12 protein-coding genes are annotated in these 11753 nt (G+C 52.5%); 11 read left to right on the forward strand and 1 reads right to left on the reverse strand.

Going from position 1 to position 11753, the window contains the following annotated elements; all coding sequences use genetic code 11:
• Positions 1–341 precede the first annotated feature (341 nt).
• From FKN99_RS17480 to FKN99_RS17515, 8 genes are all read left to right on the forward strand, one after another.
• Positions 342–629, forward strand: a complete 288-nt coding sequence (locus FKN99_RS17480; protein WP_172119065.1) for a hypothetical protein — start codon at positions 342–344, stop codon at positions 627–629.
• A 172-nt stretch (positions 630–801) separates the two neighbouring features.
• Positions 802–1908, forward strand: coding sequence for an acyltransferase family protein (locus FKN99_RS17485; RefSeq protein WP_172119066.1), 1107 nt, complete (start codon positions 802–804; stop codon positions 1906–1908).
• Positions 1909–1919: 11 nt separating this feature from the next.
• The gene (locus FKN99_RS17490) at positions 1920–3077 is read left to right on the forward strand and encodes a serine hydrolase (RefSeq protein ID WP_253927082.1); all 1158 of its coding nucleotides are present in this window, start codon (positions 1920–1922) and stop codon (positions 3075–3077) included.
• Positions 3078–3163: 86 nt separating this feature from the next.
• On the forward strand, positions 3164–3442 hold the full coding sequence (locus tag FKN99_RS17495; RefSeq protein WP_087111190.1) for a peptidylprolyl isomerase: 279 nt from the start codon (positions 3164–3166) through the stop codon (positions 3440–3442).
• Between the two features lie 183 nt (positions 3443–3625).
• On the forward strand, positions 3626–4561 hold the full coding sequence (locus FKN99_RS17500; RefSeq protein WP_172119067.1) for an ABC transporter ATP-binding protein: 936 nt from the start codon (positions 3626–3628) through the stop codon (positions 4559–4561).
• Positions 4558–5319 (forward strand): ABC transporter permease, encoded by a 762-nt coding sequence (locus FKN99_RS17505; protein ID WP_172119068.1) that lies wholly within the window; start codon positions 4558–4560, stop codon positions 5317–5319. Before FKN99_RS17500 ends, FKN99_RS17505 begins: the two co-directional genes overlap by 4 nt.
• Before the next feature lie 58 nt (positions 5320–5377).
• Positions 5378–6382, forward strand: a complete 1005-nt coding sequence (gene yejK, locus FKN99_RS17510) for a nucleoid-associated protein YejK (RefSeq protein WP_172119069.1) — start codon at positions 5378–5380, stop codon at positions 6380–6382.
• Positions 6383–6418: 36 nt separating this feature from the next.
• A complete protein-coding gene (locus FKN99_RS17515) occupies positions 6419–6922 on the forward strand; it encodes a tellurite resistance TerB family protein (protein ID WP_172119070.1) in 504 nt (167 codons plus the stop codon).
• A 17-nt stretch (positions 6923–6939) separates the two neighbouring features.
• Here FKN99_RS17515 and FKN99_RS17520 read toward each other — a convergent pair whose 3' ends face one another.
• Positions 6940–7959 (reverse strand): serine hydrolase domain-containing protein, encoded by a 1020-nt coding sequence (locus tag FKN99_RS17520; RefSeq protein ID WP_253927083.1) that lies wholly within the window; start codon positions 7957–7959, stop codon positions 6940–6942.
• A gap of 1215 nt (positions 7960–9174) precedes the next feature.
• Between FKN99_RS17520 and FKN99_RS17525 the strand changes: the two genes are divergently transcribed.
• The 3 genes from FKN99_RS17525 to FKN99_RS17815 all read left to right on the forward strand — a co-directional run bounded on the left by FKN99_RS17525 (position 9175) and on the right by FKN99_RS17815 (position 11385).
• Positions 9175–9477: a hypothetical protein gene (locus FKN99_RS17525; protein WP_172119071.1), complete on the forward strand. Its 303-nt coding sequence runs from the start codon at positions 9175–9177 to the stop codon at positions 9475–9477.
• A gap of 152 nt (positions 9478–9629) precedes the next feature.
• Complete coding sequence (fliD, locus tag FKN99_RS17530; protein WP_172119072.1) at positions 9630–11039, forward strand: flagellar filament capping protein FliD; 1410 nt, start codon at positions 9630–9632, stop codon at positions 11037–11039.
• A gap of 172 nt (positions 11040–11211) precedes the next feature.
• Positions 11212–11385: a hypothetical protein gene (locus FKN99_RS17815; protein ID WP_216658158.1), complete on the forward strand. Its 174-nt coding sequence runs from the start codon at positions 11212–11214 to the stop codon at positions 11383–11385.
• Positions 11386–11753: the final 368 nt, after the last annotated feature.

Here is an 11753-nt window from a genome sequence, read left to right on the forward strand (position 1 = left end):
GGTCTATTGTGTTTGTGGATCAGTCGCTGCCCGTTTTCATTTAAAACCTAAATGACGAAGCCATTAACCGCACCTGGCATGACCAAAGCGGGCTCATGTGCCACAGTTAAACAGTAAATTATTAAATATATTTCATAAAATCAATAGGTTGGCATGCTCTTGTTGAGTTTAAGTTTTTGACTTTATATATGTTTTTTGTTTTTTAGAAAAACCTGGTACGACGCGTGCAGTAATCAGGACAAGAACGCAGCATCAGGATGATGGTTGGTTCTTGGCTAGATGTTCCTTGTTTGATTTATTTTTACGAAGCAACAGAAAGCAGATTACTTAGGAGGCACGACATGAAAATGGAAGCTCTGAAAAAACTAGGTATTTTAGGTGTATCGTTTGGTCTGATCGCAAGCCCTCTTGCGTTTGCTGAAATGGAAAGTGGTACTGAGCAAGAACCAGTGCCGCAAGAAGAGACGACGCAGGACGAGCAAGGCAGCTTTAATTCGTATGACACTGATCAGCAAGATCAAGATGTAACCACTGAGTATGAAGAGGAAGAGCAAGAATTCACCTATGAAGAAGAGGAAGAGGAGCAGGAGTACGAAACCACGGATGACGATGACGACACCCAGTGGTAATTAACCCGCTAATGGAATAACACTTGCTCTGGCTTACGGATGAGCCACAAAATGCCCCGCCGCTTGCGGGGCATTTTTGCGTTTAAAGCCCAAAGCAAAAGTTGTTGCCTTATCGTCTATTGTTAACATTACGTACCCCTTGGCCCGTTATGACTATAAGGAAGCTTGTATCGTGGTGAACTGGAAAGAGGCGCCGCAGCTTCCTAAAGCGGAAGGGCGAATCGCGGCTATCGATTTGGCGCGAGGCATTGCGATTGGCTTAATGATTGTCAGCCACACGGTTAGCGGGCTGATAGGCATACGTAATGTGCCTGACTGGGGCATGGTGCCTATTCATCTATTAACCAAATTTTCCTCATCACTGTTTATTTTGGTATTCGGCATTGCCCTGGCAGTGGCCTTTCTTTCTCACACCCAAAGCGATGATTGGCCTAAACGACGCCTTAAACTATGGCTACGCGCGATTGAAGTGTGGTTCTGGTACAAAGCGCTCATTATTATCGAGATGCTGCCGTTTAGTAGCCCTGGCGATATTGTCGATACGCTGCTTTATGGGCGCTTTGGGATCTGGGTCGAGATTTTAGGCTTTTATGCCATTGCCCTGCTTTGGGTGCCGCTTATTCTACCGCTATGGGCACGGGCGCCTCTTTGGAGCCGGATTGCCACACTGGTTGGCTTAACCGCGCTTTCTGCCTGGTTACAAGGGCTTAGCTTTGGCGGTAACGATATCCTGAAAGCCTTACTGGTCGACCACCCGGACCACTATGCCTGGGGGCAGATTAGCCGGGCGCCCCTTATCCTGGTGGGATTGTTGGTAGGCGAAGCGCTATTGCGCTGCTACTTTACGGCTCACTTGCGCCGCCGCTTGGTGTTAATACTGCTGGCGGTAGGCGCGTTAATGGTAATGGCGTTTTATGGTCTCGCGTTGGCGGATGAGCGTGTGTATGCCGCCATGATGGCCGTTGCCAATAACACAGGCAAACATCCGCCTGGCCTGGAGTTCATGCTGTTTAGTGTAGGTGGCGCGCTTATTTTGCTCGCATTGGCACTGGCCGGTGGAGCGGCTGCTGCCAGGGCACTTTTGCCGCTCACCGTGGTCGGCAGCGACGCGCTAAAAGCGTTTATTTTTCATATTGTGATGATCTTTCTCGTGCTGCGCTTTTTGCTGCAAGGCGAGGGCATGTATACCTATCCACAGGCGCTGGCGATTAGCGGCGTGTTGATACTGGGCGCCGCCGTGTGGATTTGGGTGACACGTTGGATCGCAGCGCACCGCTAAGAGGACATGGTTTGCAACGACAGCAACAATGGCAACGCTGGCTGCTGGCCGTAGTGTGTTTAATGGCACTGCCAGCCTATGCCGACGGTACTCAAACACAGGAATTTGAGACACAGGAGCTTGAAGTACAGGCTTTTGAGACGAACTGGTACTACGAGGTCGATAAACAGAGCACATGGCAGGCTGACTTGAATGCCCGAGTCGCCGCTATTGAGGGCATCTTTGAAGGCACCTTAGGGGTGTATGTACAAAACCTGGCCACCGGAGAAGCCTACTCGTGGCACGCGGACAGGCCCTGGTATTTAGCCTCGTTGGTAAAAGTGCCTATCGCCGCCCAAGTGCTTGCCGAACGTCAAGCGGGCACGCTGTCACTGGATGAGCGCTTAATGCTTTCGCGCAGTGACTTTGTGGATGGCGCGGGTCCGGTGATCTGGCACGACCCGGGAACGCCGATCTCGATTCGCTACCTGCTTGAACAGATGATTACCGTCAGTGATAACACGGCATCCGATATGTTGATTGACCGCGTGGGCCTTGCCGGTATCAATGTGCGGGCGAGAGCAATGATTGCGGATAGTGGGGGCAACCCTGACGATATCGGCCCGATTACCAAACTGGTTGGCGTTCGTCAGGGCGTTTATGGGCAATTACACCCAGGCGCACGAACGCTGGGCGGCATGGATTTTATCGCCTTGCGCCAGCACCGGTTGGGCCAGCGTACGGCAGCGCTGGCTCGGCGGCTGGATGTTGACCCATCCACGCTCAAGCAACCTGACTATGACCACGCGTTCGATGCCTATGAGGCGACCGGTGAAAACGTCGGCACGCTGCGTGCCTACGGCGACCTGTTGGCAAGTGTGTATAAAGAGGCAGTGAGCGGTGGCTTAGGTGCCCAGCCGAGCCAGGCACTTCTGGAGATAATGCAGCGAACAACATCGGGCAGCAATCGACTAACGGCCGGGTTGGGTGACACCATCCGTTTTGCGCATAAAACCGGTACCCAGCATCGGCGTAGTTGCGATGCGGGCATTGCTACGCGTGAAGAGGTTAACGGCCCCTGGGTGATCGTTGCTTGCAGCCGGGGGCCGGTAGCGGTGAATGACCATGAACGTGCGTTGGCGCGAGTAGGCGATGCGTTACGCTATAGCGGTGCGCTTGGGAAGCCTTGAGCATGCTGTGTCGCAGGTACACCCGCCGCCCAGGCGAGCGTGATAAACTAGCGGCTTCATTTCATTGATACAGGCAGGAGGTTGTTATGGCAAACGCCAGCGCCCGTCATATTTTGGTTAGCAGCGAAGAGCAGTGTTTAGCGCTTAAACAGGAAATCGAAAACGGCCGTGACTTTGCCGATGTCGCCAAGCAGCACTCTAGCTGCCCTTCTGGCCGCCAGGGCGGCGACTTGGGTAGCTTCGGCCCCGGCCAAATGGTGCCTGAGTTCGACAAGGTGGTGTTCAGTGGTGAGTTGGGTCAGGTACACGGCCCGGTGAAAACGCAGTTTGGTTATCACCTGCTCGAAATCACTGACCGCACCTAAACGTTGCGTCTCTATAGCCGTGCAATACGATAAGACGTCTGCACGGCTATTGTCGCTTTGGCATTCGGTCCTGCCTGAAAAGCGCTTATGCTCGGTCACTTTTCAGACAGAATCGCATGTTTAATCTCGCGTTAAATCGCCTCCAGCGTCGTGGCGTTTACGTTGCGGTGTGAGGAGAAAGCCATGAACGACCCCATTATTTCGATTAACGGCCTGAATAAAACCTACGAAGGCGGCTTTCAAGCGCTCTCGCGGGTGGACCTCACCATTCAGCGTGGTGAGATTTTTGCGCTGCTTGGTCCCAATGGGGCAGGCAAAACCACGCTGATCAGCGTGGTGTGTGGGCTGGTCAACCCGACCCAGGGCGAGGTGGTGATTGACGGCTTTAATAGCGTTAGCCAGTACCGCCAGGCGCGTGAGCGTATCGGCCTGGTGCCTCAGGAGTTGACCAACGAAGCCTTTGAAACGGTGTGGAATACGGTCAGTTTCAGCCGTGGCCTGTTCGGTAAAGCGCCTGCCCCTGCGCATATTGAAAAAGTGCTTAAGTCGCTGGCGTTATGGGATAAACGTCATAACCGCTTAATGACCCTTTCCGGCGGAATGAAGCGCCGTGTGTTGATTGCTAAAGCGCTTTCTCACGAGCCGCGCATTCTGTTTTTGGATGAGCCAACGGCGGGGGTTGATGTTGAGCTGCGCCGGGATATGTGGGAAGTGGTTCGCGGGCTGCGCGAAAGTGGCGTCACGATTATTCTCACCACCCACTATATTGAAGAAGCCGAAGAGATGGCCGACCGCATCGGGGTGATTAATCGAGGTGAAATCGTGCTGGTGGAAGAGAAAGCGGCCTTGATGCAAAAGCTGGGCAGCAAGCAGTTAATTCTTCAACTGCAAACGCCGTTAAAGGCGCTACCCGCCGCTTTTCAGCAAACGGGGTTAAGCCTGACCGCCGATGGGCATGAGTTGGTGTACAGCTATGATGGCCGTCAGGATGAAGAGGGCCACAAGATATCAGCGCTGTTAGCGAACCTTGAGCGTGAAGGCATCGCCTTTAGAGACCTGCATACACGGCAGAGTTCGCTTGAGGATATTTTCGTCGACCTGGTTAAGGAGCGTGCATGAATCTGTATCCTGTTCGCGCCATTTATATGGCAGAAATGGCGCGTACGCGGCGCACGTTATTGCAAAGCATTGTGTCGCCGGTTATTTCAACCTCGCTCTACTTTGTGGTGTTCGGCGCGGCTATCGGTTCGCGTATCAGTGAGATTGGTGGGGTCAGTTACGGCGCCTTTATCGTGCCTGGGCTGATTATGCTCATGCTGTTGACCCAAAGCGTGTCCAACGCCTCTTTCGGGATTTTCTTTCCCAAGTTTTCGGGCAGTATCTATGAAATTTTATCGGCGCCCATCTCCTATCTTGAAATAGTGATTGGCTACGTAGGGGCGGCAGCCTCGAAGTCGATTCTATTGGGGCTGATCATTCTTGGGACATCGAGTTTTTTCGTGCCGCTGGAAATTGCACACCCCTTCTGGATGCTGACGTTTCTAGTGCTCACCGCCGTCACGTTTAGTTTGCTGGGGTTCATTATCGGCATTTGGGCGGATGGCTTCGACAAGCTGCAGCTTGTGCCCTTGCTGATCATTACGCCGCTGACCTTCCTGGGCGGCAGTTTCTACTCAATAGATATGCTGCCCCCTTTCTGGCAGACCGTCACGCTCGCCAACCCCGTGGTGTATCTGGTCAGCGGCTTTCGGTGGAGCTTCTACGGGATTAGCGATGTCAGTGTGGTGGCCAGTGTGGCCATGATCAGCCTGTTTTTACTGGCGAGCCTGGCCACTATCGCGTGGATATTTCGTACCGGCTATCGCCTGAAACCCTAACGCGCAGTATTTTTTTGCATAGCACCTCTTTTTATTGACGCCAGGAGCCAAGGCCCTTATGCCACTACTGCAAAGCATTGTTCACCGCCTGGACCCTTCGCTTGACGGTGAACGCTTAACGCTAACCGCTGCGCCATCGCTTGCCGAAAGTGATGACCCGGCCATGACAAGCCTGGTGAATACGCTGAACGACACGTATAACACCAAGGCTAAAGGTTGGGGGCGCTTTGCTGAAGAGGGCGAGCAGGCTGGCCCACTAGTTGCCTGGCTGCGCGATTATAGTGCGGGTACCCAGGACTTTACCCAGCTTTCAACCGCAATTGCTGAGCGCCTGGCGCGTGAGCTACAAGAGCAGCTATCCGTCAGTGGCTATTTGCTGCTTGCGCACATGCGCCAGGGGGATACCGAAACGCTATTTATCGCGTTGGTACATCAGCGTGAGGGCATTGGCATTAACCAAACCCACCAGGCCGTGCCTGCCGCGCAGTTGAATACCAGCCAGCTTACCCTGGCGGCCCGGGTCAATTTAACCCAGTGGCAGAGCGAGTCGCCTGGCGCGCAGTACGTCTCTTTCTTGAAAGATCGTGGTGGTAAAAAGCTTGCCGAAGGCATGGTAGCCCTGTTGGGCATGGAAGAAGGGATCGATGCGCCCGCTGAAACCCGCACGCTGCTCAAGGCCTTCAGCGACTACGTGGAAAAAGAGGATTTCGACGACGAGGCGAGTCGAGAAAAAACTGACACGCTGGTGGACTACGCTAATGAACAGCTTCGCCGAGGCGAGCCAATGACCTTGGAAGAGCTTTCTGGGCTGGTGGACGAACAGCAGCCGAAAGCCTTTTACGACCATATTCGCAACGCCGATTACGGGCTTTCGCCGGAGATTCCCCCCGATAAGCGCACCTTAAGCCAGTTCCGCCGCTTTACCGGCCGAGCGGGCGGTGTCTCGATTAGTTTTGACTCCCACCTGCTGGGCTCAAGCATCGAGTACGACGCCACTCAAGATCGCCTGATTATCAAGCAAGTGCCCAAGCAGTTAAGAGAGCAGCTTACCAAGAAAGATTGAGGTAAGGACGATGCTGTAGCAACCCAGGAGCCCCTTATGCTGAACGCTATTAGTGATTTCTTCCAGCGCATGCTTGCGCAACCCGAGCAGCGCGAAAATCAAACGCTCACCCTGGAACTGGCCACCGCAGCACTGCTGTGTGAAATCGTCCGCGCCGATTACGACACCACTGATGAAGAGCTTGCCGCGCTGCGCCTTATGCTTACCGAGCGCTACCAGCTCAGCACAAGCGATGTGGAAGAGCTGATGACGTTGGCACAAGCAGAAGTGGATGAGGCCGTCGATCATTACCAGTTTGTGAGCCTAATCAAAGAGCACTATAACTACGACCAGCGCTGTGAGCTGGTGGCGCTGATGTGGCAGCTGGCCTGGGCCGACGGCAGCGTTGACCCGCTTGAAGAGCACCGCATTCGGCGGCTGGCCGATTTACTGCATGTTAGCCACAGTGATTTTATTCGCACCAAACTACAGGTTGAAGGACAGGTTGAAGAGCGCCGAACAGCGCAAGAAGGGCCTGAACGAGGCGGCGTATCTCACTAACGTATTAGCTTCTTACGTTACTGCTCTTCAGGTGCGCTGAGCAGGCCCTCGAGCAGGCGATGCAGCTGTTGCTGAAACTGGCCGCCTGGGGAGGGCGGCGTGGGGTCTGCGGTGATCACAACGGTCATATCGCGCTCAGGGACCACGTACAGCGCTTGCCCGCCATAGCCTCGTCCGTAATACACCGCTTCCCCCGCGAGTTCGGTAATAAACCAGCCATACCCATAGCCATCACCCGTCCAGGCAGAGATGCCACGGGGTGACCATGAAGCCTCCACCCAACCTTCTGGCAATAGCCGCACGCCCTCCATCACGCCGTCGTTACGATAAAGCTCGCCCACCTCAATCAACGCGCGTGGCGAAAGTTGCATATTGTTGCCGCCAAAATAAATGCCTTGCGGGTCACGCGGCCATGCGGGAATCGAAATAGTAAGCGGCTCCCCCAGCAGGCGTTGCGCGAGCACATGCGTGGTTTCACCGCTTGCCTGGGTAAGCGCTGCGGAAAGCAGGTGGCTAGTGCCGGTGGAGTACAGCATCCGCCCGCCGGGTTCATCGACAAATGGGCGAGTAAGGGCATCGTTAACCCAGTTTGAGCTTGCCACCCAAGCACTGTAGTTAGCGCCGGATGTACGCTCAAGCCCCGCCTGCTGAGCCAACAAATGCCCTACGGTAATGTCTTCCACGCGCGGGTCCAGCCCGGCGGGCAATGGCTCACCCAGGAGCGTTACCAAGCGCTGCTCAGTGGATTCAATAATGCCCTCTTCAATGGCTGCGCCTGTTATCGCCGCCAGCACCGTTTTGGAAAGTGACTTGATATTGACAGGCTGCGCAACGCCGGGGCCACCCTGGTGAAGCTCGTGGATAATCTCGCCGTCGTAAGCGACCACAACGCTGTGAAGGCGTGAAAGCTTGCCAACTTCATCATCCAACGCTGCAAACGCAGCAGGCGCGGGTGGGCTGGCGCCAATGCTTTGGCTGACGCCTATCGCTATTGCGCAGCCCATTCCCTGGATAAACCTTCGCATAAGCCTTTTCATAACGCGCCTTCCTGGTTGATGACTTTGCCACCTTGTTATTTAGGATAGCGAGCGTTTAAGAACAAGACATAATGTGTGCCTAAAGTGGAGTAAAGTATTGTTTTAAAACGAAAATAGTGGTGAGTACGCAAAAGGTTGAAAAGCCTGCTAGGCTTTAATCATTACTGGGCGTAAGCAACCCTTTGATTTCAACCAAAACGCAAACCAGCAAGGAGTGCCAACATGCGTAATATTATCTATATCGTAGGCCTAATCGTCGTTGTACTGTTTATCCTTTCTCTGCTCGGCCTGCGCTAGCATAAGCGACCGCCAGCACGCCCGCAGATTCCCCCTGCGGGCTTTTTACACACCTGCCTAAGCAATCGAGTGACAAAAGTGACGCGGTAAGCACGACGTAAGCGTTATTAACCTCACTCTTCAAACAAATATTTCATATAGCGACTATCGCCACATCACTGCCATAACCCTGCGGCTATAGGCATTAAACGTAGTCGGGTCTGCCTCGAACAGCAGTTATCGCTCAGTAAAAAAGTGCGGGACCACCGGAATGTGCGCAAAGCCGTCACCGGTATCGCAAGGCGAGTTCTATTGCTTAGAGCAGCAGTAGTAAAGGCCAGGTTGAGCGCTGAAGGTACTCATTGCCTGCGCACATAATCAACGCGCTGAGAATGCGGGGGTATACGATTGAGAAAAAATAATGTTTGAGAAGGCTATTGCAGTGCATTGGAAAATAAAATTAGCTATAGACTAAGGCCCAAGGAGCACAATTTAGATCGTTGCAGAAAAAACAAAACTTCACAAATATGACAAATTAAGTAGGCATGCTAAAAGCCAAAGTATGTTGTAGACATGGTTTTTGCTGACTGTAAGGTAATGTACAATTACATGAAATGCTTTTTTCTATTAAAATCAGTTGAGTATTGTTTTTATGATGCGGCCGGGTGATAAGATAGCGATGCGGTATACCGCTAATATATAAGATATTTTGTCGTAAATAAATATATTGTTAACTTTTGTTAAACGTTAATTCGAATGAATTCATGCTTTTATCGGGATTGTTTAGGGGTGCGGGATTTTAACTGTTCAATCGCTTGCTTTAAATGTGGTTAGTAGCAGGCTGCCGTCACAGGCTGATGCCGATAAAAAATAGTAATAACCGTGTGGCACCATCGATAGCCATAAAAATAATGAATGATTAGCGATAAGGAGGGTGGCGTGCTGGATATGAATGAAACGTCTTTAAACGTTACAAACGAACCTGAAACATCTAAAAAAACGCTAACGAGTACAAAAAGTGAAACAAACACAAGGAATACTCTTTTCCGCATGCACAAAGAGGATGAAAGAATGTTTTTTTCCAGTGAAGCGTTTTCAGAAGATGTAAAGGACGTATCAGGAGGGCAGTGTGATCAAGCTCTCTCTAGCGCCCAGTTATTGCAACTAGAACGGCTGGAAATACAAATGATGGCAGCCAGCCAATACTTGTATAAGCAATACGTAATGTGCCGTGAGGTTTGAAAGCACAAGTGTGTGGTTTAGGAGGTGGGCGGGCGCTATTCAGTAGTGCGGCCATGACTTATCAAATACGAGCGCACAGGGGCTAAAGTTAATTCCTTTTCAGCCGATAGTATTTATAGAATCCATGTTTTTTGTCTGCGAGGACTGTACTGATGGCAACGATTACCTCCCTTGGCGTTGGTTCAGGGTTAGATCTCACCGGCTTGCTGGATCAGCTTCAAGATGCCGAGCGCGGTAAGCTTGAGCCGATTACGCAGCAAAAAGCCGATCAAGAAGCCAAAATTTCCGCTTACGGGCAATTGCAAACGTCGCTCAACGCATTTAACGATGCGGTGGCCAAGATTAACGACCCAAAGCTTTATCAAAGCCTTTCCGCCAATGTGCGTGGCGATGATATAAAAGCCACTACCTCGGCGAGCGCGATGCCGGGTAGCTACCAGGTAGAAGTTAGCCAGGTCGCGACATACGGCTCGCTTGCCTCTGAGAGTATTACTGGGATAGAGGAAACCTCAGATCCATTGGAGCTAAACGGTGCGACCGCCATCAGGCTAAATTTTGCGGGTAGTGAGAGCGATCCGGTCGATATCGAATTTGATGCCAACAGCTCGCTAAACGATATTCGTGATGCAATTAATGCCAATAAAGACGCCGGTGTTAACGCCACGATTATTAATGACGGCGAAGGCTACCGCTTGGCACTCAGTTCCAAAGCCACGGGTGCAGATGCATCCATTGATAGCTTTGAATTTGTAGGTGGAGAAGGCCAAGGCCCATTCGGTGAAGCGGAAGAAGCTGGCGCCAAGCAGCAGGGGCAAGATGCTTCTTTAACGGTGAACGGCATCACGATTACCAGTGCCAGTAACCAGGTGGAGGATGCTATTCAAGGGGTAACGCTTAACCTGGGTGAGCTAAGCATTGCCGAAGGCGAAAAAGCGACCAGCACCGTCAACATTGAGCGCGATACCCTAAAACAGCGCGAAGCGATCAACGATTTTGTCGACGCGTATAACGATTTAAAAGATACGACTAACGGGCTCACCAGCTTCAACGCTGAAAGTGGAGCAGCAGGAGAGCTACTGGGTGATCGTGCCGTTCGTACAATTGAGTCCCGGCTGCGTAGCGTGCTTACCGGGGGTGTTGAGGGCGGCGAGCTTTCTACGCTGAGCCAACTGGGCATTACCTTAGAGGCTGGCACTAATCTTAGCGGTAAGCTGGAAGTTGATGATGAAAAGCTCGATAACTTAATCGCCAATGACCCGCAGGCGCTAAGCGCGTTTTTTGCCGGCGATAATAAAGACGGTGGTTTAGCCGGTAAGTTAAACAGCTCCATTGATCAGATGACCAGCAGTAACGGCGTGCTTAAAGGTGCCATTTCAGGTGCTGAGAGCAACGTAAAAAGCCTGGATGAACGCTATGCGCGCATGGAAAAGAGCATCGAAGGCACTCTTACCCGCTACCGCGCCCAGTTCAGCCAGCTGGATGTTATGGTGGCAGAGATGAACAGCATGAGTTCGTACCTGACCCAGCAGTTTGATGCGCTGGATGCCCAGCTAGGCCGCTAGTAGTAACCCCATCCAGGCCCTTGTAGGAGCGAGTGAAGCAGCCCCATAGCGCTGCCGGGGTAAGGGCAGCTAGCGCCGCCATCGCCGAGTGAACTCAGCTCCCACAAAACCACTGGCTCCGCTTCGAAAACCGCGCATTGCCCCAATCATTACCCGCTGGGTGAAGCGCCACATGCAGCGGCTTGGCGCAGGCATTAATTTTGAAACGCTCACCAGTCTGGTGGAGGATAAAAACATGTTGGCAGAAAACCTGGAAAACCTGGTGAAAAAAGAGCGCCAAGAAGGTCGTCAAGAGGCTGAGAAGTACGCGTTACAAGAAAAGCGTGAAACGGTACGCCACCTCTAATCGTTTGGAGTGCTAAATGATGAGCAGATTTCCGAAGCGACGGGCCTATCTATTCATGATATTGCAAAACTGCGTATCGAAGGTAAGCACTGACTGAGAAAGCAGCGCCCCGCGCTGCCGGGGTAAGGGCGGCTAGCGCCGCCATAGCCGAGTAAACTCAGCTCCCACAAAACCGCTGCCCCGCTCATTGTGAGAAACCAACTGTAGAGCGGCGTAACGAGCGAAGCGAGGCACCCGCAACGCAGCGCACAGCGCTGCCGGGGTTGAGTAACGCAGTACACTCTATAGGCCAATATGGCAGCTAGCACTGAGCAAACTCAGCCTCCACAAGAATCAGCATAAACGTATCCCTCACACAGCACCTGCCA

It is taken from the genome of Halomonas hibernica (assembly GCF_013183775.1).
In the GTDB taxonomy this organism is placed as follows: domain Bacteria; phylum Pseudomonadota; class Gammaproteobacteria; order Pseudomonadales; family Halomonadaceae; genus Vreelandella; species Vreelandella citrativorans.

Excerpts from the sequence above, each read along its gene's own strand:
- fliD (WP_172119072.1), top strand. The coding sequence starts at position 9,630 with ATGGCAACGATTACCTCCCTTGGCGTTGGTTCAGGGTTAGATCTCACC.
- FKN99_RS17495 (WP_087111190.1), top strand. The coding sequence starts at position 3,164 with ATGGCAAACGCCAGCGCCCGTCATATTTTGGTTAGCAGCGAAGAGCAG.
- yejK (WP_172119069.1), top strand. The coding sequence starts at position 5,378 with ATGCCACTACTGCAAAGCATTGTTCACCGCCTGGACCCTTCGCTTGAC.
- FKN99_RS17480 (WP_172119065.1), top strand. The coding sequence starts at position 342 with ATGAAAATGGAAGCTCTGAAAAAACTAGGTATTTTAGGTGTATCGTTT.
- FKN99_RS17500 (WP_172119067.1), top strand. The coding sequence starts at position 3,626 with ATGAACGACCCCATTATTTCGATTAACGGCCTGAATAAAACCTACGAA.
- FKN99_RS17505 (WP_172119068.1), top strand. The coding sequence starts at position 4,558 with ATGAATCTGTATCCTGTTCGCGCCATTTATATGGCAGAAATGGCGCGT.
- FKN99_RS17520 (WP_253927083.1), bottom strand. The coding sequence starts at position 7,959 with ATGAAAAGGCTTATGCGAAGGTTTATCCAGGGAATGGGCTGCGCAATA.
- FKN99_RS17815 (WP_216658158.1), top strand. The coding sequence starts at position 11,212 with ATGCAGCGGCTTGGCGCAGGCATTAATTTTGAAACGCTCACCAGTCTG.
- FKN99_RS17515 (WP_172119070.1), top strand. The coding sequence starts at position 6,419 with ATGCTGAACGCTATTAGTGATTTCTTCCAGCGCATGCTTGCGCAACCC.